The following is a 26,199-nucleotide window of genomic DNA, read 5'->3' as shown; positions in this document are numbered from 1 at the left end:
GATCACGCTTGGCCTCTGTCTGCTTTAACTTCGGTCAACAAATCGGCTTCGAATTCGGCAGACGCATCGTCGTAGTTCAAACCTTTTTGCCGCTTCCAGCGCCAGACCGCGCCTTTTTGAACAAGCCGTTCCGGGATTTTTAAGGTGTCCGCGTTCGCGGCGATCCGATCACGACCGTTCACCCATTGGCGTGAGACATACCGGACCCGGGCACCGTCGGCGGGAAGCTCTGGCGAAAACCGCAACTGGCCACCCCGCAGATGGTAATAGGGTTGGGCCGAAGGTCTCGCGACCAAGAAATCCCACTGTTCCGGCGCAATGACTGACCGCACGGGGGTATACGGTACGCCAATCAAACAAACGGCGCCTTGCTCGGCCATCTCTTGGAAGTCGTCGGGCAGATCCACCGCCGAAACGCCCCCCGGCACTTCCCAATCAATGTAAAGCCGGGACCATTCAGTCCGACGCGCGATGTCTTCACCCGCATCATTCATGAATGCCACAACCTGCCGAACTTGGTAGTCCGCGCTGGTGATCTGGGCACCGGGTATGTCCAAACCGACTTCCAGCAAGACGCTTTGTAAAACGGTTTCCGCGCTCATTGCGCCGCCCTTGGCGGGGTGATCCGCATTTGCCCGTAGCGCGCGGATCGATCAGCGGCCAGGAACTCAGACACCAGTTGATCCAAGTAGCTGGCGGTTACCTGCGCCCGCTCTACATCCGTCCCAAACACATAGATCTGGTGGAGAACCGCGTGCAAATAGATTTCCGGCTCGCGCTCCAGCAGCCAGTTCGAGCCGTTTGTGACCAGCGATGGGATCGAAGCGTAATAGATCACTTCGTGCGCTGTCTCGCGCTTGCTGGACACCAATTCAGGCCCGCGGATCGCGTACCCTTCTACACGAGAGAATTGCGATTGGATCGACGCCAGAGGGCGCGCGGGCAGTTCGATCCCCGGTGGCACGAAAATCTGGCGCACCATCTCGAAATCGGATGGCAGGCCCGTGCGTCCCTCGGCATCTGTTGTAAGGGTGGCCACGGTCTCTGCGTCGGCTACCCGGAGCCGCTTGGACAGCGCGCGTTCGGCCAGCCCTACGAACATGGCCGCGCGGTTGGCCACCCCAGAGACGCCGGACCGTTCTGTGACCTCGGCGACTAGTTCGGAATAATCGGTGATCAAACGCGACCTTCTTTCAGCCGGAACGCTTCGTTGTCACTGTCGTTGAGCCACTTCATGACGAATTTATCGTCATTTTCTTTTGCGGCTTCACCGAGTGCTGTGTTGTAGAATAGGTGCTGGGGTATTGCGGCCACCAAATGCACGTCGCCCGCCCAACCTTTGTCATTGGCGTTCCGGCACTCCTGGTTGACCTGCAGAACCCCATCAACGAAGCGCTCCTCTTTGACGCGGTACTGGTCCCCGTCCACCATGACGTAGGTCGCGGTCCCCGTGTCGTGGTCGTAGTTGAAAAGGTGCCACTGACCCTCGACCAAGTCGTCGGAGTTCAAGACGGGGGCCGGGTTCGTCATCATCCGTCCACCAGCAGAGGGTCGAAACGTTCGGCCTTGCCCGATTTGCGGAGCTTTTTGGCGGTTTCAACAGAGAATGGAACGACTTTGCCCTTTTTGTGCCGCACACCTTTTTCGTCCCAACAGTCGCGGTGCAGCAGCATGTCCACGGTCGTCTCAGATTTCGCAGGGGGTGGGGCTGACGACGGCGCTACAGCGGGTTGCGGGGCCGGGGTCGCCGTTTGCGGTACGGGGGTCGGCTGCGCGGAAGGGGCCGACGTGGGTGCGGCTTTCGGCGCAGCCGCGCCAGTGCGCTCGCTACGTTTGGTCATGGGTTATCCTCTTGGTATCGGAAAAAGAGCGGGCGGCGCGTGCCGCCCGACCATACGGAGACTTAGTCGGCGGCGGAGAGCCCGTAGACATCAGCAACCACGCCGATGGCTTTTTCGTTTTTCACCTCAAGCGCCCCTTCACCTTCCAGAACGAACTGGCGGGCGGACCCAGTTTTTGCGAGGTCTTTGTCTTCTTTGACCTTCCGCAACCAGCGCCAGGCCAACTTGGATGTGTCCAACATCAGGACATTGCGCGCAGTGGTCGCATTCACGCTCATGACTGTGTTCGGGTGAACGTAGATCATGCCGTTCGGGCCACGGTAGGCTTCGACGTCACCCATAAGCGTCGTCTTACCACTGGCCGTGGCCTTCGTGCGCAATTGGGCCACATCGGCGGCGGTCATGAAGCCCGCAAAAACTTCTTTCACATAGGAGGTCATGAACGTGTGTTTCAACGTCGCACCGCTGTCGAACCCCAGGCGCAGCACTTCGTCGACCTGTTGTTTCGAAAATGCACGTTGCGCGCCGTTTGTGGGGGCCTCGGTCAGGTTCGTTGCCGGATTATATCCGCCGTTCGCCCCGCCTGCGCCCCGCGAAACGTTGGTTTCAGCCCAGGTCGAAAGAGATCCCGAGCGCCGAACAGCCCCACCTTGCGAAGCGTTCGCCGCGACCAACGAATACTCAATGTCCCGTTTGAGTTCGATACCTTTCAGAACCTTTTTGCGGGTCAGCTTTTCAGCACGACCGGCGTTGTCGACCGCAATTTGCGTATTCGACATGCGACCAGACTTACGGAATGTTTGGGTGTGGTTCCCCATTCGCTCTACCGGGTCGAGGGCGTCGAAATCATATTCGCTGCCCTCTTCGTGGGCGTTGTCGCCGGGGGCTTCGATATCCTCAGTTTCCCATTCAGGGAACGTTGCCTTCGCGGCTTTTCCTGCCCCGATCATGGAATAGACTGGGGTGTCCTGTGGGGTTGTCAGATCAACGATGTCCGACAGATCTTCGCGGTTACCGCGCGCCTCTGTTGAACGGAATGTATTGGCTACAACGGGCATGTCGCCGTCTCCTTCTTAGCCGCCCGTCAACGCGCGCACCGCGTCGTCAACGGAACCTGTTTGCGTGAGACGTTCCAGTGCCCCGTCGGATTTCGCTTGGGAGGCGGCCTTTTGCGTCCCACGGGCCTTGCTGCCCTTGGTCGGCTTTGGGACACCTTTGCGCTTCCGATAGCCATCGCGATTGCGCTCAGCCACCTTACCCAGCCCGGCATAGTGGACCAGTTGCAGAATGCGGTGGTCGAACGCCCCGGAAATCTCATCATCTGAAAAGCCGAAGTCCGCCGCGGTCTTTTGGATCGCGGCGTCAAATGCCGTGCGCTTTGCAGGGTCAGAGAGATGCGGCATCGCCTTGGCTAAAAGCGCGTCCTGTTCATCCCGTCCACGCGTCAAATCTTCGTCGGAATAACCCTGTTGGGTTCCGGCGAATTCCTGTCGCGCTTCAAGGACCTGTGACAGCTCCGCGATAGTGCGTTCGCGCATCGCATTTTGGTACTGATACGCCGATGGGTCGGTTTGGATAAGCGAGATATCCGGTTCAGGAGGGACCAGCCCTTGCAAAAACCCGATAAGGTTCTGGTACGTCGTTTCTGTCGTCTGGAGGCGTTGGTTGAGCGTGTCTTGCAGCGCCGAAGTTTGTTTCCGTACTTCTGCCAGCTCTGTAGTTTTCGCCCGGTAATCCTGTTCTTTCAGGTACCCGGATCGCAGTTCGGACAAGGCAACGCTTTCACCGTTTTCCAGCTCGATCAAATCTTCGACGGGGTCGTCGCCATCATCGCCTTCCACCTGTTCGGCTTCTTCGATGTCGTCTTCTTCCGCGTCGTTATCATATTCGCCGTCCTCGATCGCTTCGGCTTCGTCGTCGAAGTTGTCCAGGTCATACCCCAGATCCTCGCCGTCTCCATCCGTCACGTTGTCGTCGACAGTATCAAATTCACCAGCCATTCGTGGTGTCTCCTTTTCTCTGCTGTTGCAGGCGGTCCGCGCTTAGGCGACGGACACCCTTGACGGAGGCTTGGTCGTGCCCGCCGCGCGGGTCTCCAACTGCTTCCGAAGGGATCTGATCACGCGCACCTCCATCGCGGAGACGCGGCGCTGTTCATCGTCGGACACTGGCGCGTTCACAGCGGCTTCAATCGCCGCGCGCTCCATATCGTCCAAAATCGTGCCAAGCAGCGGGTTGTTCAGGAGCTGCTGTGCTACCCCGCTCGGGGCGGTATCGAACTCAGCCAAACACTTGCTCCGGCAGCCCAGCAGAAGCCGCACCAGGGGGCGCCAGCCCAGCCTTGGCGTATTCGAGTTCGAGCTTTTGTTGGTGCTGCATGTAAGCGAGCTGCGCTTTCATGGTTTCGATTTCCATCTGTGCGCGCCGTTCCGCGTCTTTGACAGCAAGGTCCGCCTGCATTTGAGCCTGTTCGACTTGCTGGCGCGCTTGCGCCTTCGCCTGTTCGAGCTGCATTTGCATTTCGATCTTCTGCCGCTGTGGGTCCGGCTGTTCTTGCTGGGCCGCGAGCTTGGCCTTGACCTCTTCGTCGTTCGGCGCGGTGAAGTACGGGTCCGCGCTCGGGAAACCGGCTGTTTCCGCGATCTTGGCCAGCGTGCGGTATAGCTGTGTCGGTTTCACAAACGGATTGTCGGGGCCGAACGCTGCGATCACTTCCCGCTGTAGACCCAGAATAGTCTGCAAAACCGAGAGATCCCGCTCCCGAGAACCCGCGCCCAGACCGACGTTGACCGTGCAATCGAGATCCGCGTCCCACGATTTGGGGTTGTAGCTGACCCACGCCCCGCTAACTTTTATCGTGCGTTCCTGATCGTGGTGGGCAACAACGAGCTTCAAAAGGCCCCGGAAAGCCTTTTCGATCCCTCCACGGGCTAGTGTTCGGATGATCATCTCTGCCTGGGCCGTGCCGCTGTCCGCCGCCAGCTGCGCCACACTGCTGTTCACATTGGCGATCTGTTCTGGGTCGAGGCCCCCAGAGGCGTCGGTGATGCCTGTGCGATCTTTGACCACTTCGTCCCAGTGAGGGAGCATCGCGAAAGCTTCGGCAGCGTAAAACGGGATCTGATGCAACTGGACCACCGGAACGCCGTTGTTACCGCCTTTGCGCCTGATCATTTGGCCAAAACGCGGGTTGAAAACGGCGTCCGGGTTTTCGACGCCATTCAGATCAACTTCACCTGACGGGTTGTTTTGCCAATAGACGTTATCCAAAACCCCGCGCGTCAGCGACGTTTTGATCCGTTGGATGTCCTCGGTGTCCTCGAAAATCGAGTGGCCTTCGAATTGGTGGGCGTCCCGCTCGCAGATGACCTCTGCATAGGGTGCTTCGCTCACTGCCTCGTCTTCCAGGACGATCCGGGACCGCGCGCTTTGCCCTTCGCCCCCGCCGGTGGTGTCCCGCTCGCCGCTCTCGCCGTAGACGATCTTGTACATCTCCGCGATGCCGTCCCCATCGCGGTCGATGAGCGCGTAAACCTCGTAAATCTGAACGAGTTCAAGCGCAGTCGGCTTGTGGTCGTCGGCGTAGCTGTAATCGTCGCCCTTGCGGGCGTGGTCGTCGGTGTCGTCATCGGCGCGTTTGCGGTACGCGGACAGTTTATCAACTTTGCCCCGATCATACCCACGAGACACCAGTTCGGATCGGCTGATCTCTTGTCGCTCACCAACAATCGGACTGTCTTCGATCGTCTCGGCGTCAGGGTGGATCAGGAAAGATCCCCGTGGGACGGCCTCCAAGCGCACGTCAATCCGGTCCACCGCGCGCTTTAGTTTGAAACTGTGGCGGCGCGCGTTGGGGATCAGCGCCAGAACTTCCTGGTCGGTCTCTTCGGCCTCTTCGTGGTCGATCAGTTCGTCGTCTTCTCCGATCAGACCCAACATGGCCTCTTCGGAGAGGTTGGAGTGTTCGGTGGTCTCTGAGCGGCGGTTTTTATACGCCGCCCATTTGAGGATGCCGGTCTTGACGGTGAACGCGTCGTGGATCGCGTCGTGGATCGCTTTTTCCGCCCCACACTCTGGTACGACCACCGCGTTAACGTATTTCGTAGCCTGTTCTGCGCTTTCTTCGCTCTCCGGTGTCTTCGGCTCGTACTCGACAACCTGGTCATTCGACAAAATTGCCCGCATCACTGACGGCATGATCTTTTTGACGGTATCGCGGAAGTCTCGGGACACCACGGAAGAACGAAGGGGGACGCCGTCTTCGTCTGCCTCGACAGGTAGGTCCCGGATCTCCCCGTTGTAATACTCAAGCGCGCGTTCACGATCCCCGGCTTGTTGGTCCAGGTGCCGTTCGCACTGGTCGACCAGCCGCACAACGTCGCTCATATAGTCGTCAGTTTTGTCCAAATCAGACCACTCGGATTGCTTTTTGTTTCGGCGTCTTTTTCGGCGGGGATTGCCAGCCGTCAGCGAAAGTCATCAGCGCATCGGCACCGTGACTGTGTTCATCGTGTCGGGGTTGCGATTTCCACACCCCGTATTTTTCGTCCCAATCGCGGCTGTACTGCTCCGCGTGGTTGAGGCCCGCTTCAACAGCGGGGGTCGAAAACTGGCACTGTGGCAGGATCGTGCGCACACGCTGGATACTGCCGTATTTGTCTTTGGTGCGCTCCACGACGTTGAAGTGGAAGCCCAACCGAGCGGCGACGTCCTTGACGCTTTCGGCGTTCTCGCCCTGCATCCGGTGTTCGATATCGTGCGGCCCGTAATGCTGACCGAATGTCGCGCCGTGCTGCGCCCGCCACTTTTCGAGGCGGTCCAAATAGTAGGCGATACCCTCGCCACTGTCTTCGATGTAACCGACAAACCGGTGCTTGCCCGCGATGATCTGGTGTAGCCAGATCGCCGTGCTGTCATCGACGCCCAGGTCCCAGAACGTGTTGACCACCGTACGGGTCTCGAACGGGAAGTCGCGGATTTCACCGCGCTGGCGCAGCCCCGCGATCCATTTGGCCCAGTACGCGCCGTCTTTGGCCGCCTTGAACGCTTCTTCGGGCACGGACGGGAACTCCCGGCACATTTCATCGCCCTGTTCACGCCACTTGGCCGCGTACCACCGCTCCTGTTCCTCGTCCAAATCGATGCCGTGTTCGGCCAGCAATTCGTCGAAGTATTTTTCCTCGTCCGGCGTCAGTTTGACGGGGTCCGAAAGGCGATATCTCTGATCCAGAAACCAGGGGAAGAAATGGAACTTGTACTCCATGATCCCCAAAGCAGCGCCCATGTCGCGCAACTTCTGGCTGGTCTCGCATTTGTCGAAAAAGTCACCGCTACGGCCCTCGGCGGTGCTCTCGATGAATACGAGTTGGCCCGGCGCGACGGTGTTCAGCGCGCCCGACTTGATCTCTTTGGCCCGATCCGGTGCCTTCGCGCACACCTTCCCGTATTCGGAGATGTGCAAGAAATTCTTGGTGCCGGATCGAAGCGACACGCCGACCTCGACACTCGACCCATTGCCGAACTCGACCTGGGTGGAATTCGACGCGGTGATCGGGCGGAGGTTTTTCAGGTCGCCCGGCAGTCGCTCGTAAGCGAACTTGATCCGGTCCAACAGGTTTTGGGCGTTGACCAACGTATCCGCGATCAAGCCCGCTTCGAAATGGCTGTTGAACAGGCAGCAGTCCAACGCCAAGATCAGGATGAACGTCGAAAAGCCCAATTGGCGGGCTTTCAGGATGATGTTCAGCGTGTGCAGCTCGTCCAGCAACTGTTCTTGTGCCGGATTGAGCTGGAACTTTACGACATTGCCGTCCTTGTCCTTGATCCAATAGAGGTTGTTGAGCCTCCACCGACGATCCCCGAACTTGGCGACAGCTTCGTTAAACGGACTTTGTTTGCCCATCAATCGCGGCCAGCACCTTCGCAAGATCTCCGTCAGCGGAGATCTTGGTCTCTTGCCGATCCCGCCAGTTTTGCGCCCGGCGGTTCTTCAACCAGAAAATCCCGGCCACGGTGTCGGGTGCCGCACTTCGTTGAACTTCCACGATCTCGACTTCTTCGATTTCCCGAAGCTTTTTGCCGTTTTCGTATTCAACTTTTTTGACCTTGATGGCCTGTTGTTCGGTCCATTCGGCCCCGGTCGCCCGGTCAAACAAGCTCTGAGCGACCTCCATATCCGCGTAGACGCGCCCGTCCTGTATCGCTGCCCGGAACAGCTCGTGCTGCTTTTCCCAGTTGGTGATCGTGCGGCGGGAGACCCCGAATGCGGCGGCGAGATCTTCCTCTATCGCGCCAAGCAAACACATCTTTTTGGCGATTGCCGGAACTTTGTCGTCGCCGCCCGCCTTGTCATATTCGGACGGTCGACCGGGTTTCTTGTCGGCCATCTGTTTGATCCTAAATTCTATCTATCAAATGCAAAGACCCCCAACAGCGTTACGACAGCGCTGTTGGGGTAGGAACCAGTCGAGGGAAGGAGTGTCCATAGCTTCGCAGTGTGTAACACTGGGTTTCCGTGGGGGTCCGCCAGTATCTAGGGGTTGCCGCACCGCATCATGCGTCTATTGGCAGTGGCCCTCTCCACAACATCTTGGGGAGCGCCCTATGGGTGGCACCCCCCGAGTGTACTAATCAACCCCGATGTGTTCTCTCGTGCGATCGCTCTGCGCACCACCCCCATTACGCCGCCTCCAGATGCATCATGGGGATCTCGTGTTCGGTTTGTTTGCCGAGCAAGTCCAGGATCACCACCGCGTTAGCGTCCCGTATGTCGGTCACGTCCACCGCGAACCCCGCAAGCGTGCCCCGCGAAACGACCGCCGTGTCGCCAATGTCGAACTCGTGGTGCGTTGGCTGGTGTTGGTGGTGTCCGGGGGGTGGGTTGTTCCAACGCCTCGCCATGTCCTCGATCACGAACGGGTGGATCGGGCAGGGGTGTCCGTCGACACAAACGACGCTCTCCACGACATCGAGGCGCAGGAGGCGATGCCAGCCAAACGGCTCATCACGGCCCGTTGCAGTGTTAAACCGCGTCGGCATTTCGACAAAGCACCATCCGGGCAGTTTCGGGTATTCCATGGGGCGCTTGGCAAGCCCGTAACGGGACTTCCGCCGGAAAACTTTTTGAGTGGGAAGAAATGTTCGGAACCCGGCTTTGTGGATCAACTCCTCGATCACGAACGCCGCTTCACCAGTGCCCGGGATCAACCGCTGTTTCCGCACACCGCCGCGCCCGACATAGGTTTCGTAATCCCCGCCCACAATCGTACGAATGCGGCCCGAGTTTACGGGTGGCTTGGTCCTCACTGCGAACCACTGTGTGTCGTGTGCGTTCATTGTCTCACGTCTCCTTTTTTCGGGAAGCAGGTCGGCTTTCGCAATATTCACAATGTTCGTCGCCAGGTCGGTAAGGGGCCCCACAACCGCCACATCTAAAGCGCCAAAACTTCGGAATGGGGCTCTCCCGTTCCTCGACTGGGGGCCGCGACGGGTTCGGGGGAGGTGGTGGCGAGCCTCGTGATTTACCCATCCCCCGTACCTCCATTTGACCCGCCAGAGTGGTTCGCGGGGCTGGTTTCGTTTGATTTCAATGACTTAGAAGAGGTGGTAACGCTCATAGGCCCCAAAGGTAACGCTTGTTCCTCGCCTGTGGGACGGCGTTTTCCCTTTGGTTTCAGCGCGTTAATGCCAAAGGTCGCACCGGTAACGGTTCGTATCGGTGCCCTATAGGGCTGGGCGCACAGACGGGGGGCTGTATACAGAGAAATATATAGTACTACTCTAAAACTATTTATCAGTGTTACCAGAGTTACCGTTATATGTTTAGTCAATAAAAACATGTACTTGATCGGTAGGACAGCGGTCGTTCGTAGCCCTACCCTTGCATTACCAGTGTGACCGGAGACTGTCGAAAAACTTACACTTTGCATTTTTTGACACTTTCCTTGATCGCGGCGGTGTCGTTTTTCACACGTCGGTCCAAAATCCAGGGGCGCACAGGTTTACCGTCCACCTTCATCTGTTTGGCCTGCGTCGATTTATGTTGCAGGAGTTTCCGCAGCTGCCCTTGGTCGATGTCCGTGTCGAAGCTGTCCTTTTCGGACAGGGCCGTCATTTCGCGCACAATCTGGGAAAAGGTCATCGCGGGGGACGGAAGGTCGTCCAGCAGCGCAAAGAACAGGGTTTCTGTCTCGCTCCTGTTGTTCTCGATCATGCGAGACCGCCCCTTGGTACGCATCGAATGCTGCCAATCGAATTGGGACAGGTCCCGCGCCATCAGAGCGGCGTAGAGCGCGGCCACGCCATCCGTTTCGAGCCAGTCATAGAGCCGCAGATAGTAAGCTCTGTCTCGCGCCTTTTCAGGACCCGACAACACGTTCACGCGCCGGTCTTCCTCGGACAACACCATCGCGTCGGGGTGGTTCGACATAAAGAAAAAGTTCGTGTAGACGGCCTGGGTCTTCTTCCCGCCGAATTTGACGTTCACTTCCAAGTGGTTTTCGGTGATGTAGTCCCGGATCTTGTCGGACACACCGTACCGCTTTTCCTGTTCCCGTACTTCTTCAATGGCGCACAGCAGCGACTTGTCGAGATAGTCTTGATAGTTGCCCGCGCTCCCTTCGCCGGCCAACGTGGACATCTTTGTCTTTGTGACGTTCCACTGGCCCAATAGCCTCCCCATCAACTCCACCAACCAGCCGCGCCCCGTACCGTGAGCGACGGAGACGTGGAGAGGTGCCACCTTACACCGGGTGCCAGGCCGTTGGATGTTGAACGCGATCCAATCCAGGAACCATTCGCGCTCTCGTTCATCGGGGATCAGGTACGCCATGTGGTCCTCGAACACGGAAAAGTCCGCGGCGACCTCTTTGAACTCCGGCATGTAGAACTCGTTCACCCACCACAGGCCCTTATGGTGCGTGTCTTCGAAGAAGCCGGGCGAATTGGGGTCATAGCGCACGCCTTGCGCACTTTTGCGGTCCCGGTCGATCATCCAGTTCGTATGGACCGGTTGCCATTTGGTCTTTGCCGGATCCGCCTGGGTCGGGGCAGGGACTTCGTGCCGGACATTGGCCGTTGCGTTGCGGAACTCATCCAGTTTGGACACTGCGCAGTGCGGGGGCTTCTGCAGATCGCAAACCATATTGCCTTGCTCGATAAACACGTACCGGTCTATGAACCGGTCCAAGGGGTCTTTCTTCTGGTCGTTCTCCCGCCGTTCGGCTTTGGCCAGCTGCAAGATCGTGGCCACCGTCACCGGGTTCTGGCTGCGCAAGTCCGCCTCAAACGAACGCCATCTCGCGCGCATCTTGTCGGGCTCGTATTTTATCCCGTCTGACGACCATTCGTCCCACAGCTCGAAACCTTCGTCGCTGCCGTCAAATTGGTGATACAGCGCCATCCCGATGCGAACCCAGTCATGCATGCGCATATCCGCGTCCAGAACGGCCAATGCAGACCGCAGTTTTGTCGATGAGATCTGAACCTTCGGCTTCGAATTGGACAGGACGCGGTCGACTTCCGGCAACGTGACGTCCACCCCCTTTGTACTCGGGGCTTCGTCAACGAGCATCCAGTCTTCCGGGACAATGCTTTCAAAGTAGGCGATCAGATCCCGCGCTTGCGCCTCGGTGATCAACGGCAATCGATCGGCTGGTACATCGGCCAGGGACTGTTTGGTCACCCATTCGTATGGGCGCCCAGTATCTGGGTGGTCCGCGAAAGCGACGTATTGTTGGCCGTCGCCAAGGATCTCCACCTTGTGCTCGATACCGAAGAAGTCTTCATATTTGGCCGAGGCCACCTTGGCAAACGGCGTGTCTGTTCTATACGCCAGCAATATCTTGGGGGCCTCTCCGACCCTCTGAACGGTGGGGCCGATGTGTTCTTCGCACCATTCCACAAGTTTCTGAGTGATCCCCGCGTCCCTGACGTCAAGATCCACACCGGGAAAATCGCGGCAAAGGACACCGACGCCGCCGTCGGCGAACCCGTTGGACAGCCAGCGACCGAGTTTGGTCCCGTCCGCCCGTGTGTGTTGCCAATCTTTCAGGCCCCGGGGAAACTTGGACCCGCGCTTGATCGGAACGATGGGGTAGCCGTGTTCGAGCAAGCGCCGCCCGTGGCTTCGCAGGAAATGTTCGGCCATGGGCTATTCGCTTTCATCGTCTAGGCGGTGATCCGTCACACAGGCATTGATCAATTCGGGCAGGGCGACGTTGTGTTCCGCCGCTTGCAGCTCAAGCCACATCAGGTTTTCATGGGACAGAACCACTTTGCGGGTGCGTTCACCCTTCCGCTCGCCCACGCTCAGCTTTTCTTGGTGCGCGACATGGCGCACATAGTCGATCCGGACGCCCGCCGCTTTCGCGATGTCTGCGGAGGACCGGTAAGGATCGCGTTGGATCTGATCGACCACACGTTGTTTTAGTTCGCCTCGGGCCATCAATCGCACCCCCCAGGTTTGTAGAGGTTGACCCAAAGCCGCGCGGCCTTGCTTTTGAAATGCCGGTAGCGGGCCTGGGCCCGGTTTGCGCGGGCGTCGAACCACCGCGCCAGTAGATACGTTCGGACGCTCATTCGGACACCTCAATCTGTTTGAAAATTATTTCGGCCTTCGCGACCACCAGAACCTGAGCGACCACACGTAGCGGCGCGTCGTTGCGGGCGTTGAGCCAGTTGAGAACCTGCCGTTCGGAACAGTCCAAAACCTTGGCTGCGGTCCGGGCCAACTCTCTGTCGGATTGCGAAGGGAAGGCGGCCCGCAGCAGCTCGCTGAACCACATGCGGGCTTCGTTTCGAATGCACCGGCGACGGAAAACCTTTTGCGCAAGATCTTTCCAGCGAGAGACCGTATCTTTCAATCGCAGGGAACGAATTGAAGGAGTGACCAACCGTGCCATACTCATGACCCCACGATCTCCGCCCAGTCCGGGCGCAACTCTGATGGATCGATGCCCAAAGCCGCAGCGAGGTCGTTAACCTTGTTTGGTCCGATCTGTCGCTTACCGCTCTCAACCAAGCTTAACATGGCGCGCGAGATACCTGCCTGTTCGCAGATCGTTTCCCGTGACAAGTTGTGCGTTTTTATGTGTGAGGAAATGTTCATGGTTCGAAATTTTACACATAGTGAATTTTTACAGCAAGTAAAATTTCACAATCAGTCTATGGAGTGGTCGCCGGGGATCAGGCAAACCTGTGGGATGAAATTTCTCATCCGTGAAAAACGCCTCGCCGCAGGGTTGACCCAGGAAGCATTGGCCGACCGCCTGGGCATATCCGTCAGCCTGTTCAATGGTCTCGAAACCGGGAAACGCCGTGTAAATGAGACACACTTGGAAGGTCTTTCCAGTGTTTTGGGGATGCCGGTTTCGGAATTGATAGATGAGAAAAGGCCGACGGTGGTGCTCGCTGGCGAGGTGAGAGCAGGGGCCGAGGTGGCTTTCTCCGCAAGCGGGGACGGGAGCCGGGTAGAGTGCCCGCCTGGGCTGCCATCTCCCAAAATGTTAGCCGTGTTGGTCGAGGGGGACGGTATGGAGCCGGTATATTCCAGGGGCGACGTTCTGTTCTATGCACGCGATGAGCACGAAGGCGTGCCGCGTAGCGCTATAGGGCACAAGTGCGTCTGCGAAGACGAAGACGGCGTCGGGTGGGTCAAACAAGTGCGAGAGGGTAGCGAACCCGGTCTGTTCCACTTGATTTCTCTAAACCCGTTCGCACAAAACAATTTGAACGTCAGGCTCAAGTGGGCCGCCCGGATGCGCCTGCATTGGCCCGCAGACCTGGTGACCAAGGTGTGACGCCGCAGCCGGTGTCACACCCAGAGCATAGTCCCCGGATCAAGGAACAGCATCCTGTCAGTGACTGTCTGAACCTCCACGACGGTCATCCCGTCCGTGTTTTTGATCTTCAATTCAAAAGGTGACCCCGGCTGAGGCAGTAGCTCAGCCGTGGCTTGGCTAATCTGTTCGCATAGTACTCTAAAACAATCTGCACCACGAACGGGTGTGGCGTAGCACGAGGAAACCGCGACCGCCGCCGGAGCAGCAGTGATAAATTCTCGTCGCTTCAATTTTCCGGTCCTTAAATTCACGGCACTCTTACGTAGCCTGTAAGGCACTGTAACTATTCTCTTTTAAATTGCAAGTGGGGCGGTCGGATTAGGGCCGGTCTTGTAGCGCGCGCTTCACTGTGGACCGAGAAAGCCCAATATCTTGTGCTATCTGCCGCTCGCTGGTGGGGCCGAACGCCCGGACATACTCGACCACCAAGGCCCGGTTCAGGTCCCCGTACCGCTCTTTAAGACGTAGCAGCAGTTCGACTGTGACCTTGGATTTCACGCTCATAAACCCTTTCTACCATAAAAATACAGATAAAAAATCTATCCTTTCGGATAACCGCCGGGGCATGCGGTCAGTGAATTTCACAATGTGTAAAAATTTTTGATTGACAGAAATTCCACAATGTGTGAAATTTAGATCATCGAAATTCATCGAAGACGCACAGAGCCGCCTCGGGCACCGACCCAACAGGCCAGCCGATCATGACATTTTGTAAAAACGCAAAACCGATGAGACGCGACCATGCAAACCGATAGTCAGAACGTAACAACCTCACTCGAAGCGACCCTCGAATTGAACCGTCTGCGCAAACAGCGCGCCGACGTCGCATTTAACTACGAGAACTCGGCCTGGGGTTCCGGCCCGGCGTACCGGGCGCGACTTACCGAAATCGATCTTGAGATCGCGAAACTGAAACGCGCACGGGGGTGACACGCCCGTCATCTCAAGACGTCATCTTCGCGGCACTGATGGTCGGGAAGATCCTCACAGAAGACTTAGTAGAAATCGAACGAAACGGTCTCACGACCGGCTTCAAACCCGGAGTGCCCCGAAAGTACTTGCGGGAAATCGACCACGCGCTGTCGCTCTTGGACAGTGCCCCAATCGCGGAGTTGAACATGTCCCTTGAAGATGAAATCGCCAAGTTAGCGGGCCGGGTTGGCGGTCTGGAAAAGAGCGCGGAAACCACCAACGATCTGTTGGCCGAGATCCTCAACGTCCTGAAAAGCGGGACGACCCCACCAACCCAAGACAACGTCGTCGCCCTCCACGAAGTCGCCAAAGAACCCCTCGAACCGGTCGTCGAAGAGGCTCCGGAGACCGCACAAGAAGCCTCGATAGGGGATCTCCGTGAAGCCATGCTCGAATACGGGGAACAGTATGGTCGGCCAGCGATGGCGGCTCTTGGTGCGCGCTTTGTGCCCGAAGGTAAAGCCCCCAAAATCGCCAATATCCCGACCGACAAATACGCCGCTGTGATTGAGGCGTGTGGCGAAGCGCCGGAGGCAAACGCCGCATGAACAAGGTCGCTGAAAACCTCGTGCGCTGCGCTGTGTCGTTCAAAATGAACGAGGGCACCGATTGCAAAACCGTGCTTCTGCGCGGCAGCACGCCCCAGCACAAGCTGGAAGAACAAGCCCGTGCGGCGCTCTACCGCCAATACGACATCGCAGGGGCGCAGATAACCCGGATCAAACTCGAAGTCCCGGAAAACCCACCCCCCGCAACGGGCGCAGAAACGGAGGCCGCAGCCTAATGTCTATCGCACACGCAAAACTAGGGCCATCTGGCGCGCACCGGTGGATGCTCTGCCCGGGTTCGGTCGGCCTGATCGCCCAACTTCCGGTGGGCGACGAAAGCAGCGCTTTCGCAGTCGAAGGTACCACCGCCCACGCCTTGGCCGAGATGGCCTTGGCCAACGACAAAGACGCGGACACGTATCGAGGTGTTCGGTTCAGCGAAGAACTTTTCAAGGTCGACGACGAAATGGTCGATTACGTCCAGATGTATCTGGATTACGTCCGAGCGCTCGGCGGCACTCGCTTTACCGAAATTCGCGTAGATCTGTCCCAGTGGGTGCCGGACAGTTTCGGCACGGCGGACAACGTGGTCTTCACCGACGACGGCGTGATGCACGTGATCGACTTGAAATACGGCAAAGGCGTCCCTGTCCACGCAGAGAACAACCCACAGGGCATGTGCTACGCCCTTGGAGCGTTGGCCGAATACGACTTCCTGTTTGATATCGAGACGGTGCGCATCGTGATCCACCAACCCCGGTTGGACAGCGTCAGCGAATGGGACATCAGCCGCGAGGATCTGTTGTCCTGGGCCGAAACCGAACTGGCTCCTGCGGCAGCCGCCGCGCAGTCCGAGGACGCGCCCGTCGTGCCCGGGGACAAACAGTGTCGGTTCTGCGAGGCGAAGCCCATCTGCCGCGCTTTGGCTGAACGCAATATGTCGCTGGCCAGCCAAGACTTCGAAGTCGTGGGCGCGCCGGTGACCCCGGTCGAATTGCCCAACCTCTCGAATGAAGAGATCGCCGCGATCCTGCCGCAATTGGACTTGTTGACCAAATGGGCGACAGCGGTTCAGGGCCACGCCAAAGGCTTGCTGGAACTGGGTGAAGAGGTGCCCGGCTACAAGCTGGTCGAGGGCCGATCACAGCGCAAATGGATCGACGAAGAAGCCGCCGGGAAGGCGCTGGCCCGCAAACTGGGTGCGAAAGAGGCCTACACCAAAAAGGTTATCACGATCACCAAAGCGGAAAAGCTTCTGGGCAAGGACAGCCGGATCATGGCGGACCACACGGAAAAGCCAGAAGGCAAGCCGACAGTCGCGCCGGTAAGAGACAAACGCCCGGCCATCGTGATCGACGTAACCAGCGACTTCGACGACCTCGACGTCGCGGTCGCCGCCTAACCCCCACGAAACCCGGTCAAACACTCACTCACGGAACCGGAAACACGAAAAGGAAAACGATATGTCGAACAACGAATTCATTATGATCAAGGACGCGCGGGTGTCGTTTCCGCATCTCTTCACACCGCCGACTATCAACGGTGAAGAAGGGAAGTGTGGCGCAACCTTGATGCTCGACCCAGAGACCCACAAAAAAGTCGTCGCGCAGATCGAAGATCGCATCTCAGAGTTGAGCCAGTTTAAGTTCAAAGGTCGCAAACTCCCGAGCGAAAAACTTTGTATGCGCGCCGGGGAAGACAAGGGTCGCCCCGAATACGATGGCACACTGGTGTTGTCGGCGAACTGCAAAGACCGTCCGGTGGTGCTTCGTGGCGATGGCCGCACGCGGGTCCACGAAGAACGCGACAGCCAGATCTACGCCGGTTGTTACGTGAACGCCAAGGTGCGTCTGTGGGCGCAAGACAACCAATACGGCAAGCGGATCAACGCGGAACTGGTCGCCATCCAGTTCATGCGCGACGGCGACCCCCTGGACGGCTCCTACGTCTCCGAAGACGAGGCCGTCGAAGGTTTCGGCGAAGTCGACGACAACGACGACTTCCTGGCCGCGTAACCCATTCCTCCCCAAGCCAACCCTGTCGCCCGCTTCGGTGGGCGGCGGGAACCGGAAACCAAACGAATTCTAGAGATTGGACAGTTCGCTATGGACTTCATGTTGGATATCGAAACCCTTGGTACGAAGCCGGGCTGTGCCGTTCTGGCCGTCGGGTGTATCGCGTTCCGGCGCAGCACTGGTGCGATCCATGACGAGTTTTACCAGACGATTGATCTGCGCACTAGCCGCAAGGCGGGCTTAGGGATTGATGCAGACACCCTGCTTTGGTGGATGAAACAGGATCGGGAGGCCGTGCAGGGGGCTTTCCTTAACCCGCAAACAACAAGACCGCTTTCAGAAGTTGTCGAAACCTCCAAACAATGGTTCATGAAACACCGCACCCGTGAAAACGCGATTTGGTGCCAAGGTATGGATTTCGACATCCCGATCTGGGGCCGCGCGATGGCCGCCGTCGGCGAACGCCCCCCGTGGGAGTTCTGGGCGGGCCGGGATACCCGCACCGCTTACGACTTAGCCGGATTTAACCCCCGCACCGTCAAACGTGAAGGCGGGCACCACAACGCACTCGACGACGCACGCCACCAAATAGCGTGTTTAAGGAAGGCGTTGGACATCCTCACCGGTGAAGACTTCTTCGCCCCCTAGATCCCTCGCTTTTACTACACGCCCCGTAATTCACTGTTTTCGCGAAAAGAACGGTTGCGGACTGCGTGATCCGGGGCGGGCGAAGCGAGAAACCACAAACCGCCCGTTTTTCACACAGGAGGCCCAAGCATGTCCTTTCACATCGAATTTGAAGATCAAGGCCAAGATCTGACGCACCTTGTCGTGAACGCAGACACCGGTGTGATCGAGAGCGCGGGCCTCTTGGATCGGATCTATGCGGACGGCTCCTGCGTCGTCGAGATCGACAAACTGACCGAGGATCGCATGGTCCACTACATCCAATACGGGACCCGCCGCACGTTCAAATACCCGATGATCCGTCTTGAACAGGACGGCGAATTGTTGGCGGCGGCGTAAACGATGTTAGTCGAGCTTCGAAAAAATCAACCCCCACACCCCCGCAAGGATAAAGCAAGCTGTCCACATTTCAGTTCCCTCGGCGGCGTTCGCTATCCCGACCCAGTCCGACAGGGCGTCGACGCCGAAAAAGGCGACAACAAAGTCGTAGACAGAAGGTGCGCCCCACACGCCGGTCACCGCCCAACTATAGACGGAAAGGCCGAGCAATCCGCAACCGCCCAAAACCAACGCGAGGCCGACGAGACCCTTTACGCCCGCCCAAGTTTGCTTGAGTGCGCTATCAAATGCTTCACCAAAATTCATGCGTCAGAGTTGACAGATTCCCGTTATTGGGGCAATATTTCTTTACAACAGCAAAAAACTGTTGTCGGGATTGGCGTCCTGTCTGTCATACGGCGCTTTGACGCCCGCATTTTCTATGCGGGTTTTTCTATTACGGTCAGATGCGCAGGAGCACCCTCGGGTGCGCCGCTCCGTGTGGCGGTAACGCCAATCTTGCGTCATCTGGCCACCAGAGATTGGCGTCTCCGTGGTCAGTTATCGAAACTGTTCACACGGAGGTTCGCTATGAGCGTTCACGATATCCCTTTGCCGTCTAAACTGATGTCGGACCTATTGGTCCTGGACGGGCTGGTCAAATCCGCCACGACCATACACAACGACTACCCCGAAGACGTGCGGGAAGACCGCATTTACAGCATCCATGCCGCGATCCAGACGCTGTTAGAGGGTGTGATCCGCGATGCCGACGCGCTGGAACTCAAACTCGCGGGGGCGCAGCTATGAACGCGATCAACGGCGCCCGCCCTTTGCAAAACGCCGAAATAAACAAGATGCAAGGAGAGTACGACCCAGTGATCCCGTCTTGCCCAAGACGGAAGGGGGCCGCGTGATGCTCTACATCGACACCGAGACATTCAACTCCGAAAAAGACATTTCCGCCGGGACTTTTGAGTACGCGCGGACAGCGGAAATCCTCTTGGTCACTTATGCGATCGGTGACGGCCCCGTGAACCTGTGGGATTTGACGGACGAAGACGTCGAACGGCCCGAAGAACTGTTCGACGCACTCTTGGATGGGTCGATCCAGATCACGGCCCACAATGCGATGTTCGACCGCCAAATCTTGCGCAACTGTTTGGGTTACCTGGTCGGCGATATCGCGGCGCAACCCGACCGTTGGCGGTGCACCATGGTCAAGGCCATGACGCACGGCTTTCCCGGATCGCTGGACCAGCTGGGCAAGATCCTGGGGCTGCCGAGTGATCAATCTAAGATCAAAGACGGCAAAAAGCTGATCAATCGGTTTTGTAAGCCCGCGCCCCGCAACCACAAGGCCGACCGTTACACCCGCGAGACGCACCCCGAAGAATGGGCACGCTTTTGCGAATACGCCGTGCGAGATGTGGAGGCCATGCGCGAGATCGACAAGCGGTTGCCCGATTGGAACTACCGTGACGACGAACTGGAAATGTACCGCCTTGACCAGAAGATCAATGATCGAGGGTTCCTCTGTGACGTGGGGCTGGTGGAAGCCGGGGTGCTCGCGGCGGTAGAAGAAAAAGAGACTTTAGCCGCAAGGTTCATCGAACTGACGGGCGGCGCGGTGGATAAACCGACCAAGCGCGCCAAGTTTTGCGAGTTCCTGAACGACACCTACGGTCTGGAACTCGACAACACCCGGTCCCAAACCTTCAAGGATCTGCTGAAAACGGACCACGGTTTGCCGGAAGACTGTGTCGAGCTGATGGAAATTTCTATCATGTCGAACAAGACCAGCACCGCGAAATACGGCGCACTCGCACCGGCGGTTTCACCGGACGGTCGGTTCCGTGGTGGGTTGCAGTTTTCCGGCGCGGCGCGCACACGGCGGTGGGCGGGGCGGACCTTTCAGCCCCATAACCTGCCGTCGCGCGGTCTGCCGCCGCAGGACGACGTGGACCAGTACATCCGCGCTTTGAAAGCAGGGGTCCAGGACCTGCTGTTTGATGACCTGATGTTGTTTGGATCGGCAGCGCTGCGTGGGGTCGTGATCGCACCAGAAGGCAAACAGCTCACGGTCGCGGATCTATCCAACATTGAGGGTCGCGCCAACGCGTGGCTGGCGGGTGAGACGTGGAAGCTGGAAGCGTTCGAGGCGTTCGACGCAGGCAAAGGGCCGGATCTGTACAACGTGACCGCCGGCTCATTGCTCGGGAAGTCGCCTTACGAGATTAGCAAGACCGACCGCAACGTGATGGGTAAAGTTCCAGAATTGGCACTGGGTTACCAGGGCGGGGTAGGGGCGTTCCAGACCTTCGCCCAGGCCTACGGCGTCCACATGGCAGACCATTGGCACACAATCTCCGACAACATGCCTGGGTTCGCCAGCAAAGCGTTCGAAAACTACGCGATCTGGGGCAAGGAGCGCGATCCCGATCTGGACGAAATGGAGTGGATCGCCTCGGAAACCGTCAAACTGGCTTGGCGGCACCGGCACCCCGCCATCGAACGACTTTGGCACGCCTGTGAAACCGCTGCACGCAGCGCCGTGAAGAAACCCGGGCAGACATTCGCAGCTGGCCCGCACATGCGGTTCAAGGCGGTGGCCCACGCCGGACACCCCTACCTGTTGAATCGCCTACCGTCTGGCAAGTTCCTTGTCTATTTCTCCCCCAAGCTCGATCAGCAAGGTCGGATCACGCACCGGGGCGTTGACCCGCTGACGCGCCAATGGGTTCGCCAACACACCTACGGCGGTAAACTGGTTGAGAACGCGTGCCAAAGCCTCAGCCGCGACATTCTCGCGCAGAACATGTCGGCCTGCGAAGCTGCCGGGTTCGAGATCTTACTGACGGTCCACGATGAGACCGTGACCGAAGCCCCAATCGACGAAGACCACACCGCCGAGAAGCTGGCCGCGATCATGGCGACCCCGCCCGCTTGGGCGACGGGTTTCCCTCTGGCCGCAGCCGGGTTCAGTGCAGACAGATACCGGAAGGACGACTGATATGAGCCGAAAGACTAACACCGTCCGTCAAATCGGCAACGTCCTTGTTCTGGACGTATCGACACCGAAATACCCCAGTCGTTTCGCCAAAATCGACGCCGCCGACCGCGAACTGGTGTTGGACGGCGGCGGACGCTGGTTCGCTATGACTTGCGGGGGTGAAACGCTCTATGTCCGCCGTCGCCACGGGAACGGTGTCCAGATGTTGCACCGGTTGATTTTGGAGGCACCGAAGGGCGTGTTGGTCGACCACAAAAACGGCGACGGACTGGACAACCGCCGCAAGAACATCCGCTTGGTTACGGCAGGCGATAACATGCGTAACCGCCGTTTGAACGCCAACAACCGTTCCGGTGTCTCCGGCGTGTGCTGGGACAAAGGCACTCGCAAATGGCAAGCCCAGATTAAGGTCGAAGGCCACATGATCTATCTGGGGCAGTTCGGCGAATTGGACGACGCAATCGCTACACGGCTGGCCGCCGAAAAAGAACACGGCTTCCACAAAAATCACGGCAGGCAGGGGAGGAACGCGGCGTGATCCGCGAAAGTTACATCGAGCGAAAATCCTGCGCGATAGCCAAGGCGGCGGGGTGGTTGGTCTATAAATTCACGTCGCCCAACCAGAAGGGCGTCCCAGACCGGGTCTTTGTTCGGGCGGGCCGGGTAGTGTTCGCGGAATTCAAAGCCCCCGGAAAACAAGCGACCCCGCTGCAGGTGCGCCAAATCGAAAAACTCAGGGAACAAGGGATGGATGTTTATGTCATCGACAGCGTTGAAGACGCCCGAAACACTTTCGAGGGATAACCTTCACGGATACCAAGAACGCGCGGTCCAGTTCATCAAGGACAACCCGTCCTGCGCGCTGTGGGTCGACATGGGGTTGGGCAAGACCGTCACGGTCCTAACAGCTGTCTCCGACCTTTTGAAATCTTTCGAAGCGCACCGCGTGCTGATCATTGCGCCGCTGCGTGTCGCCCTGAATACGTGGCCCGGAGAACTCGGTGTTTGGGGCCATCTGGGCCATCTGACCCTGCGCAACATCCACGGACCACCCGCCGCACGCACCGCTACCATCCTGGGGGATCGTTCCGATGTTCACGTGATCAACCGCGAACTCGTGCCCTGGCTGGTCGAGACGCTGAAAGAGCACAAAGCGGGCTGGCCCTACGACGTGGTCGTGATCGACGAAGCGTCCAGTTTTAAATCGTCCAAGACACGGCGTTTTAAAGCGATGCGCAAGGCGCTGCCCGCGATTGATCGACTGATCCAGCTGACCGGCACGCCTGCCAGCAACGGCCTTTTGGACGTGTGGTCCCAAATCTTCCTTTTGGATCGCGGTGCTCGCCTCGGAAAGACATTTACCCAATACAAGAACCGGTATTTCGAAGCCGACTACATGGGGTATAACTTCACACCGCGCCGGGGCGCAAGCGACCAGATTTACGAGGCCTTAGACGACGTCTGTCTGACCCTATCGGCGGTAGACTATCTCACACTGCCGGATCGGGTCGACAACGTCGTACCCCTCCAGCTGCCCGAGACAGCGCGGGGCCAGTACCGCGAGTTGGAGCGCGATTTCCTCGCGGAGATCGGCGACGACACCGTCGAAGTGTTTAACGCCGCCGCGCTCACAAACAAGCTGCTGCAGTTCGCAAACGGCGCGGTCTACACCGACGACACCGGGGCGTGGGCGGATGTCCACAGCGCGAAATTGGACGCGCTGGCCGAGATCGTAGACGGAAGCGCCGGCGCACCGCTGTTGGTCGCCCACAATTTCAAAAGTGACGCGGCCCGGATCTTAGCGCGGTTCCCCCAAGCGCAGCCCCTGGGTAAAGACCCGGCACAAATCGACGCCTGGAACCGGGGGGAGATCCGAATGCTGCTGGCACACCCGGCCAGTGCGGGCCACGGCCTGAACCTCCAAAAAGGCGGCAACACCATCGTGTGGTTCGGGTTAAATTGGTCGCTGGAACTCTACCAACAATTCAACGCGCGCCTGCACCGACAAGGACAAACCAAACCGACAATCATCCACCATCTCGCCGTCGAAGACACGGTCGACCAAACCGTTCTGGCCGCACTGGCGCGTAAGGACGTCACGCAACGGGCGCTATTGGACGCGCTGAAATCGGACATTGGAAGGAGAGTTTAGAATGCCCAATACACACCTGTTACTTGACGCACAGGCCCCCGCCGGGGCTTACGGTGCCGAACCCTTAAGCGTTTCGGACATTGACAGTTCCCAGCTCGGTGAGCAGATCTGGGCAACCGTCCTCGACCTCCGCGAGGCCCACGCAGAACTCGTGGAGCAAGCCACCGACCGCAAAGCCACCGCATTGGAGGACGATTGGGACGCCGAACGCAAAGGCCTTGAAGAGACTATCGGAAAGCTACAAGGCGAGATCAAAGACCTTGAAGAACAAGTGTTCGCGCTTGAGTTTTTGGCGGCTTAACTATGGGACGGCCATCAGCTCCACACATGCCTACGGACAAACAGATCCGTGATGCCAACGCCTCAGTGGTTGAACTCCATCCGCGCGCCCGCATTAAATCCGTGGGGCCGAACGGCATAGAATTCGAATACCCAGACCCCAAAGACGCGGCCAATGATAACGCGGACTGGTCCGGAAAGCCGTTCAGCGCGGGGTGATACACATGGACGACCCCAAATACCTGCGCAGTCGACGAAGACGAGGGCGGTGGTTCCACTACTACCGGCGCGCCGGAAAAGAGATGAGTTTGGGCGTTCACGGGCTCCACCCAACAGACCCCAAGGTGTTCACCGCGTATTGTGTGCAGCACGCCCGCTGGGAAGATCGCCCGCTAGAGGCAAAATCACCGAAAATCAACACCTTCGCATGGGGAGTTGAACTGTACCAAGCGACCAATTGGGAGTGGAACAACAAGTATTCGGTGATGACGAGAAAGGGTCGGGCCGCGATTTACGCCCGGTACACGGCGGCCCAGGGTGATCGTCCGATTTCCACCATAACAACCGAGGACCTAGAAGCCGCGCTATATGCAAAAGGGGGCTTCGGGGCTATATCGGATTTAAAAGCGTTGAAGCCGGTGTTCAAACATCTGAAAAGACTAAAGTACATCGACATCGACCCTGCCACCGGTGTGAAATTGGACAAGCCGAAGAGTGACGGCTTCCCAACCGCGAACGCGGACGACATCGAAAAGTACTTGAACCGATGGCCGCAGGGTTCCGTTCAGCGCCGCGTTTTCGAACTCGGACTGCTGACAGGTGCGGCACGGCAAGACCTCGCCCGGATCGGGCCGGGGGACCTGAACGGGCGATTGTTAACTTTCAAACGCCACAAGACCAAAGTGGAAACGAACGTCCCCATAACCCCGGAATTGCGGCGGCTGCTTGATCAGACCCCGGACGGTGCCGCAGCCTTTATCACGAACAGCCGGGGGCAACCTTACAAACCAGCCAGCCTTGGGAACCTTTACGGCGATGCCGCCACAGCTGCCGGGATCGTTTCCCGGCTCCACGGTCTGCGGAAGGCGTTTTGCGTGTATTGGGCTGAACAGGGTATGACGACGCACCAGATCGCTACCATGGCGGGCCACCAGACACTGACCGAGGTGGAAAGATACACGAAAGCGGCAGACCGCAAGCGTATCATCCGGCTTATCGTAGACGCGACATAGTGGGACACACTCGAAAAACGAATGGGACACACTCACGTAGTCGTTTGTTTTTCAAGGATAAATTTTGTAAGTGGCGATCCCGGGAGGACTCGAACCCCCAACATCCTGATTAGAAGTCAGGTGCTCTATCCAGTTGAGCTACGGGACCGTGGCTCTTTGATAACGGTTCGGAAAACGGTTCGCAAGCCGGTGACGTTTTCCCAATCGTCTGTATTTCGATCTTCTTCTGGCCCCAGATCTCCGGCTTAGAAGGCGGATGCTCTATCCAGCTGAGCTAAGGGGCCTGTGGCGCGTCCCGACGTTTTAAACGATTGGTGGCGAATGCACAATCGGGCACAACTAAGTTATGACACTGCTTTCAGTCATAAATTGTCTGGCCCAAAGTCGGGAGTAATTTCTGAGCCAGAAAGTGACTGACCGACCATACTGGCCCGATCTTCTTGTCCGCGTTGAGCAAGTGGTGGTCGAAGGTGCAACGGACACTTAGATCGGATTTCAAGTCCAAGCAAATTTTGGGTTGCGGCGTCAATACTGCCTCACAGCTGTCCGTAGAGGTGACGTGTCCGCGCTTCCTTCACCTGACTGAGCGCGCCCAGAGGCGCGGGCGCGCGGGACAGAAAGTTCGAAGGCAAACCGCCTATAAAATGCGTACGCGAGAATAAGAGGCCGCATGGTTGACCTCAGCGCCCAAACTTTAGCGTACCTCGAACATTTCCCTGACTTCTGCGTTGGGATAGAAAGCGGCGTGCCTGCGGCGGCAGGGGATTGACGATGGTTCGGATGGGTTTCTTTGATCTTTCAGACCGCTATGTGAGCCTTGATGCCTAGCGTGACCCTATGGTCGAGATTGACGCCATCGTGCCGTGGGATGGGTTTCGCCCGACGCTGGAGCGGGGCTGGCGCAAGCCTGCGGCGGCGCGCTAGTCCCGGGCGGGCCGCAAACCGATGGACGCAGTGGTGATGTTCAAGACGCTGGTAGTGGGCACGCTCTACAACCTGTCCGACGACCAGACCGAATATCAGGTGTGTGACCGGCTGCCCTTCATGCGCTTCCTCGACCCCGGGCTTTAGGACCGGGCCCCTGACGCCAAGACCGCGTCTGGCTCTATCGCGAGGGCGGGGGTGGTTGAGGCGCTTTTCCAGCAGTTCGACGGTTACCTGGCACGGCAAGGTTACATCGCACGCGGCGGGCAGATTTTGGATGCTTCCATCGTGCCGCCATCCTAGGTGTTCAGTCCCGGCATCTGGTGGATCGGGTCGATGATGAATTGATCTGGCTGTGAAGTCCAGATTTTGCAGATG

32 protein-coding genes, 1 tRNA gene and 1 pseudogene are annotated in these 26,199 nt (G+C 58.2%); 17 read left to right on the top strand and 17 right to left on the bottom strand.

Annotation, left to right across the window (positions count from 1 at the left end):
* Positions 1 to 2 precede the first annotated feature (2 nt).
* The 15 genes from KMP13_RS02330 to KMP13_RS20895 all read right to left on the bottom strand — a co-directional run bounded on the left by KMP13_RS02330 (position 3) and on the right by KMP13_RS20895 (position 12,948).
* The gene (locus tag KMP13_RS02330) at positions 3 to 602 is read right to left on the bottom strand and encodes a hypothetical protein (protein ID WP_215263956.1); all 600 of its coding nucleotides are present in this window, start codon (positions 600 to 602) and stop codon (positions 3 to 5) included.
* On the bottom strand, positions 599 to 1,180 hold the full coding sequence (locus KMP13_RS02325) for a phage adaptor protein (protein ID WP_215263954.1): 582 nt from the start codon (positions 1,178 to 1,180) through the stop codon (positions 599 to 601). The genes KMP13_RS02330 and KMP13_RS02325 overlap by 4 nt, the downstream gene beginning before the upstream one ends.
* Complete coding sequence (locus tag KMP13_RS02320; protein ID WP_215263952.1) at positions 1,177 to 1,530, bottom strand: hypothetical protein; 354 nt, start codon at positions 1,528 to 1,530, stop codon at positions 1,177 to 1,179. Before KMP13_RS02320 ends, KMP13_RS02325 begins: the two co-directional genes overlap by 4 nt.
* Positions 1,530 to 1,841, bottom strand: a complete 312-nt coding sequence (locus KMP13_RS02315; protein WP_215263950.1) for a hypothetical protein — start codon at positions 1,839 to 1,841, stop codon at positions 1,530 to 1,532. Before KMP13_RS02315 ends, KMP13_RS02320 begins: the two co-directional genes overlap by 1 nt.
* Before the next feature lie 62 nt (positions 1,842 to 1,903).
* On the bottom strand, positions 1,904 to 2,899 hold the full coding sequence (locus KMP13_RS02310; protein WP_215263948.1) for an SU10 major capsid protein: 996 nt from the start codon (positions 2,897 to 2,899) through the stop codon (positions 1,904 to 1,906).
* A gap of 15 nt (positions 2,900 to 2,914) precedes the next feature.
* A complete protein-coding gene (locus tag KMP13_RS02305; RefSeq protein WP_215263946.1) occupies positions 2,915 to 3,841 on the bottom strand; it encodes a hypothetical protein in 927 nt (308 codons plus the stop codon).
* A gap of 42 nt (positions 3,842 to 3,883) precedes the next feature.
* Positions 3,884 to 4,129 (bottom strand): hypothetical protein, encoded by a 246-nt coding sequence (locus tag KMP13_RS02300; protein WP_215263944.1) that lies wholly within the window; start codon positions 4,127 to 4,129, stop codon positions 3,884 to 3,886.
* Positions 4,122 to 6,227: a portal protein gene (locus KMP13_RS02295; RefSeq protein ID WP_215263942.1), complete on the bottom strand. Its 2,106-nt coding sequence runs from the start codon at positions 6,225 to 6,227 to the stop codon at positions 4,122 to 4,124. The genes KMP13_RS02300 and KMP13_RS02295 overlap by 8 nt, the downstream gene beginning before the upstream one ends.
* 22 nt (positions 6,228 to 6,249) lie before the next feature.
* Positions 6,250 to 7,746 carry a hypothetical protein gene (locus tag KMP13_RS02290; RefSeq protein ID WP_215263940.1) on the bottom strand — a complete coding sequence of 499 codons (1,497 nt, stop codon included), beginning with the start codon at positions 7,744 to 7,746 and terminating at the stop codon, positions 6,250 to 6,252.
* Positions 7,721 to 8,227 (bottom strand): hypothetical protein, encoded by a 507-nt coding sequence (locus tag KMP13_RS02285; protein ID WP_215263938.1) that lies wholly within the window; start codon positions 8,225 to 8,227, stop codon positions 7,721 to 7,723. Before KMP13_RS02285 ends, KMP13_RS02290 begins: the two co-directional genes overlap by 26 nt.
* A 292-nt stretch (positions 8,228 to 8,519) precedes the next feature.
* On the bottom strand, positions 8,520 to 9,176 hold the full coding sequence (gene nusG / locus KMP13_RS02280) for a transcription termination/antitermination protein NusG (RefSeq protein WP_215263936.1): 657 nt from the start codon (positions 9,174 to 9,176) through the stop codon (positions 8,520 to 8,522).
* Between the two features lie 580 nt (positions 9,177 to 9,756).
* Positions 9,757 to 11,988, bottom strand: a complete 2,232-nt coding sequence (locus KMP13_RS02275; RefSeq protein WP_215263934.1) for a PriCT-2 domain-containing protein — start codon at positions 11,986 to 11,988, stop codon at positions 9,757 to 9,759.
* Between the two features lie 3 nt (positions 11,989 to 11,991).
* Entirely contained in the window at positions 11,992 to 12,285 is a 294-nt protein-coding gene (locus KMP13_RS02270; protein ID WP_215263932.1) for a hypothetical protein, read from the bottom strand.
* Between the two features lie 130 nt (positions 12,286 to 12,415).
* Complete coding sequence (locus KMP13_RS20360) at positions 12,416 to 12,748, bottom strand: hypothetical protein (RefSeq protein ID WP_251363648.1); 333 nt, start codon at positions 12,746 to 12,748, stop codon at positions 12,416 to 12,418.
* Positions 12,745 to 12,948, bottom strand: coding sequence for a helix-turn-helix domain-containing protein (locus tag KMP13_RS20895; RefSeq protein WP_215263930.1), 204 nt, complete (start codon positions 12,946 to 12,948; stop codon positions 12,745 to 12,747). The genes KMP13_RS20360 and KMP13_RS20895 overlap by 4 nt, the downstream gene beginning before the upstream one ends.
* Here KMP13_RS20895 and KMP13_RS02255 point away from each other — a divergent pair.
* The 8 genes from KMP13_RS02255 (at position 12,947) to KMP13_RS02220 (ending at position 18,242) form a co-directional block, all read left to right on the top strand.
* Complete coding sequence (locus tag KMP13_RS02255) at positions 12,947 to 13,639, top strand: XRE family transcriptional regulator (RefSeq protein ID WP_215263928.1); 693 nt, start codon at positions 12,947 to 12,949, stop codon at positions 13,637 to 13,639. The two genes, KMP13_RS20895 and KMP13_RS02255, sit on opposite strands and share 2 nt — an antisense overlap.
* Positions 13,640 to 14,422: 783 nt before the next feature.
* Positions 14,423 to 14,611 (top strand): hypothetical protein, encoded by a 189-nt coding sequence (locus KMP13_RS02250; RefSeq protein WP_215263926.1) that lies wholly within the window; start codon positions 14,423 to 14,425, stop codon positions 14,609 to 14,611.
* 188 nt (positions 14,612 to 14,799) lie between these two features.
* Positions 14,800 to 15,201, top strand: coding sequence for a hypothetical protein (locus KMP13_RS02245; protein ID WP_215263924.1), 402 nt, complete (start codon positions 14,800 to 14,802; stop codon positions 15,199 to 15,201).
* Complete coding sequence (locus tag KMP13_RS02240) at positions 15,198 to 15,437, top strand: hypothetical protein (RefSeq protein WP_215263922.1); 240 nt, start codon at positions 15,198 to 15,200, stop codon at positions 15,435 to 15,437. The genes KMP13_RS02245 and KMP13_RS02240 overlap by 4 nt, the downstream gene beginning before the upstream one ends.
* A complete protein-coding gene (locus KMP13_RS02235; protein WP_215263920.1) occupies positions 15,437 to 16,603 on the top strand; it encodes a DUF2800 domain-containing protein in 1,167 nt (388 codons plus the stop codon). Before KMP13_RS02240 ends, KMP13_RS02235 begins: the two co-directional genes overlap by 1 nt.
* A 61-nt stretch (positions 16,604 to 16,664) precedes the next feature.
* On the top strand, positions 16,665 to 17,216 hold the full coding sequence (locus tag KMP13_RS02230; protein ID WP_215263918.1) for an ssDNA-binding protein: 552 nt from the start codon (positions 16,665 to 16,667) through the stop codon (positions 17,214 to 17,216).
* A gap of 90 nt (positions 17,217 to 17,306) precedes the next feature.
* On the top strand, positions 17,307 to 17,864 hold the full coding sequence (locus KMP13_RS02225) for a 3'-5' exonuclease (protein ID WP_215263916.1): 558 nt from the start codon (positions 17,307 to 17,309) through the stop codon (positions 17,862 to 17,864).
* A gap of 129 nt (positions 17,865 to 17,993) precedes the next feature.
* The gene (locus KMP13_RS02220; RefSeq protein ID WP_215263914.1) at positions 17,994 to 18,242 is read left to right on the top strand and encodes a hypothetical protein; all 249 of its coding nucleotides are present in this window, start codon (positions 17,994 to 17,996) and stop codon (positions 18,240 to 18,242) included.
* 6 nt (positions 18,243 to 18,248) lie between these two features.
* Here the strand turns inward: KMP13_RS02220 and KMP13_RS02215 are convergent, their stop codons facing one another.
* A complete protein-coding gene (locus KMP13_RS02215) occupies positions 18,249 to 18,548 on the bottom strand; it encodes a hypothetical protein (protein WP_215263913.1) in 300 nt (99 codons plus the stop codon).
* A 264-nt stretch (positions 18,549 to 18,812) separates the two neighbouring features.
* On the opposite strand from KMP13_RS02215, the gene KMP13_RS02210 reads away from it, so the two are divergent.
* From KMP13_RS02210 to KMP13_RS02175, 8 genes are all read left to right on the top strand, one after another.
* Positions 18,813 to 19,031, top strand: a complete 219-nt coding sequence (locus KMP13_RS02210) for a hypothetical protein (RefSeq protein WP_215263911.1) — start codon at positions 18,813 to 18,815, stop codon at positions 19,029 to 19,031.
* Between the two features lie 106 nt (positions 19,032 to 19,137).
* Positions 19,138 to 21,234, top strand: coding sequence for a hypothetical protein (locus KMP13_RS02205; RefSeq protein ID WP_215263909.1), 2,097 nt, complete (start codon positions 19,138 to 19,140; stop codon positions 21,232 to 21,234).
* 1 nt (position 21,235) lies between these two features.
* Positions 21,236 to 21,772: an HNH endonuclease gene (locus KMP13_RS02200; RefSeq protein WP_215263907.1), complete on the top strand. Its 537-nt coding sequence runs from the start codon at positions 21,236 to 21,238 to the stop codon at positions 21,770 to 21,772.
* Positions 21,769 to 22,038 (top strand): VRR-NUC domain-containing protein, encoded by a 270-nt coding sequence (locus KMP13_RS02195; RefSeq protein ID WP_215263905.1) that lies wholly within the window; start codon positions 21,769 to 21,771, stop codon positions 22,036 to 22,038. The genes KMP13_RS02200 and KMP13_RS02195 overlap by 4 nt, the downstream gene beginning before the upstream one ends.
* Positions 21,992 to 23,386: a DEAD/DEAH box helicase gene (locus KMP13_RS02190; protein WP_215263903.1), complete on the top strand. Its 1,395-nt coding sequence runs from the start codon at positions 21,992 to 21,994 to the stop codon at positions 23,384 to 23,386. Before KMP13_RS02195 ends, KMP13_RS02190 begins: the two co-directional genes overlap by 47 nt.
* A gap of 1 nt (position 23,387) precedes the next feature.
* The gene (locus KMP13_RS02185; RefSeq protein ID WP_215263901.1) at positions 23,388 to 23,687 is read left to right on the top strand and encodes a hypothetical protein; all 300 of its coding nucleotides are present in this window, start codon (positions 23,388 to 23,390) and stop codon (positions 23,685 to 23,687) included.
* Positions 23,688 to 23,713: 26 nt separating this feature from the next.
* Positions 23,714 to 23,884, top strand: a complete 171-nt coding sequence (locus KMP13_RS02180; protein ID WP_215263899.1) for a hypothetical protein — start codon at positions 23,714 to 23,716, stop codon at positions 23,882 to 23,884.
* A gap of 5 nt (positions 23,885 to 23,889) precedes the next feature.
* On the top strand, positions 23,890 to 24,897 hold the full coding sequence (locus KMP13_RS02175; protein WP_215263897.1) for a tyrosine-type recombinase/integrase: 1,008 nt from the start codon (positions 23,890 to 23,892) through the stop codon (positions 24,895 to 24,897).
* 71 nt (positions 24,898 to 24,968) lie between these two features.
* On the opposite strand, the gene KMP13_RS02170 is transcribed toward KMP13_RS02175, so the two are convergent.
* Positions 24,969 to 25,045: transfer RNA gene (locus tag KMP13_RS02170), tRNA-Arg, on the bottom strand.
* Positions 25,046 to 25,668: 623 nt separating this feature from the next.
* Here KMP13_RS02170 and KMP13_RS02165 point away from each other — a divergent pair.
* Positions 25,669 to 26,115 (top strand): annotated as a pseudogene (locus tag KMP13_RS02165) (transposase); the annotation flags it as partial.
* Positions 26,116 to 26,199: the final 84 nt, after the last annotated feature.

The organism is Epibacterium ulvae (assembly GCF_018678075.1).
In the GTDB taxonomy this organism is placed as follows: domain Bacteria; phylum Pseudomonadota; class Alphaproteobacteria; order Rhodobacterales; family Rhodobacteraceae; genus Epibacterium; species Epibacterium ulvae_A.
The sequence above is the reverse complement of the archived record's forward strand: the minus strand, read 5'-3'. Positions and strand labels throughout refer to the sequence as shown.

Excerpts from the sequence above, each read along its gene's own strand:
- KMP13_RS02275 (WP_215263934.1), bottom strand. The coding sequence starts at position 11,988 with ATGGCCGAACATTTCCTGCGAAGCCACGGGCGGCGCTTGCTCGAACAC.
- KMP13_RS02270 (WP_215263932.1), bottom strand. The coding sequence starts at position 12,285 with ATGGCCCGAGGCGAACTAAAACAACGTGTGGTCGATCAGATCCAACGC.
- KMP13_RS02320 (WP_215263952.1), bottom strand. The coding sequence starts at position 1,530 with ATGACGAACCCGGCCCCCGTCTTGAACTCCGACGACTTGGTCGAGGGT.
- KMP13_RS02330 (WP_215263956.1), bottom strand. The coding sequence starts at position 602 with ATGAGCGCGGAAACCGTTTTACAAAGCGTCTTGCTGGAAGTCGGTTTG.
- KMP13_RS02200 (WP_215263907.1), top strand. The coding sequence starts at position 21,236 with ATGAGCCGAAAGACTAACACCGTCCGTCAAATCGGCAACGTCCTTGTT.
- KMP13_RS02245 (WP_215263924.1), top strand. The coding sequence starts at position 14,800 with ATGTCCCTTGAAGATGAAATCGCCAAGTTAGCGGGCCGGGTTGGCGGT.
- KMP13_RS02175 (WP_215263897.1), top strand. The coding sequence starts at position 23,890 with ATGGACGACCCCAAATACCTGCGCAGTCGACGAAGACGAGGGCGGTGG.
- KMP13_RS02215 (WP_215263913.1), bottom strand. The coding sequence starts at position 18,548 with ATGAATTTTGGTGAAGCATTTGATAGCGCACTCAAGCAAACTTGGGCG.
- KMP13_RS02240 (WP_215263922.1), top strand. The coding sequence starts at position 15,198 with ATGAACAAGGTCGCTGAAAACCTCGTGCGCTGCGCTGTGTCGTTCAAA.
- KMP13_RS02285 (WP_215263938.1), bottom strand. The coding sequence starts at position 8,227 with ATGGCCGACAAGAAACCCGGTCGACCGTCCGAATATGACAAGGCGGGC.
- KMP13_RS20360 (WP_251363648.1), bottom strand. The coding sequence starts at position 12,748 with ATGAGTATGGCACGGTTGGTCACTCCTTCAATTCGTTCCCTGCGATTG.
- KMP13_RS02230 (WP_215263918.1), top strand. The coding sequence starts at position 16,665 with ATGTCGAACAACGAATTCATTATGATCAAGGACGCGCGGGTGTCGTTT.
- KMP13_RS02295 (WP_215263942.1), bottom strand. The coding sequence starts at position 6,227 with ATGAGCGACGTTGTGCGGCTGGTCGACCAGTGCGAACGGCACCTGGAC.
- KMP13_RS02225 (WP_215263916.1), top strand. The coding sequence starts at position 17,307 with ATGGACTTCATGTTGGATATCGAAACCCTTGGTACGAAGCCGGGCTGT.
- nusG (WP_215263936.1), bottom strand. The coding sequence starts at position 9,176 with ATGAACGCACACGACACACAGTGGTTCGCAGTGAGGACCAAGCCACCC.
- KMP13_RS02205 (WP_215263909.1), top strand. The coding sequence starts at position 19,138 with ATGCTCTACATCGACACCGAGACATTCAACTCCGAAAAAGACATTTCC.
- KMP13_RS02310 (WP_215263948.1), bottom strand. The coding sequence starts at position 2,899 with ATGCCCGTTGTAGCCAATACATTCCGTTCAACAGAGGCGCGCGGTAAC.
- KMP13_RS02210 (WP_215263911.1), top strand. The coding sequence starts at position 18,813 with ATGAGCGTTCACGATATCCCTTTGCCGTCTAAACTGATGTCGGACCTA.
- KMP13_RS02185 (WP_215263901.1), top strand. The coding sequence starts at position 23,388 with ATGCCCAATACACACCTGTTACTTGACGCACAGGCCCCCGCCGGGGCT.
- KMP13_RS02235 (WP_215263920.1), top strand. The coding sequence starts at position 15,437 with ATGTCTATCGCACACGCAAAACTAGGGCCATCTGGCGCGCACCGGTGG.
- KMP13_RS02190 (WP_215263903.1), top strand. The coding sequence starts at position 21,992 with ATGTCATCGACAGCGTTGAAGACGCCCGAAACACTTTCGAGGGATAAC.
- KMP13_RS20895 (WP_215263930.1), bottom strand. The coding sequence starts at position 12,948 with ATGAACATTTCCTCACACATAAAAACGCACAACTTGTCACGGGAAACG.
- KMP13_RS02220 (WP_215263914.1), top strand. The coding sequence starts at position 17,994 with ATGTCCTTTCACATCGAATTTGAAGATCAAGGCCAAGATCTGACGCAC.
- KMP13_RS02250 (WP_215263926.1), top strand. The coding sequence starts at position 14,423 with ATGCAAACCGATAGTCAGAACGTAACAACCTCACTCGAAGCGACCCTC.
- KMP13_RS02180 (WP_215263899.1), top strand. The coding sequence starts at position 23,714 with ATGCCTACGGACAAACAGATCCGTGATGCCAACGCCTCAGTGGTTGAA.
- KMP13_RS02255 (WP_215263928.1), top strand. The coding sequence starts at position 12,947 with ATGGTTCGAAATTTTACACATAGTGAATTTTTACAGCAAGTAAAATTT.
- KMP13_RS02315 (WP_215263950.1), bottom strand. The coding sequence starts at position 1,841 with ATGACCAAACGTAGCGAGCGCACTGGCGCGGCTGCGCCGAAAGCCGCA.
- KMP13_RS02305 (WP_215263946.1), bottom strand. The coding sequence starts at position 3,841 with ATGGCTGGTGAATTTGATACTGTCGACGACAACGTGACGGATGGAGAC.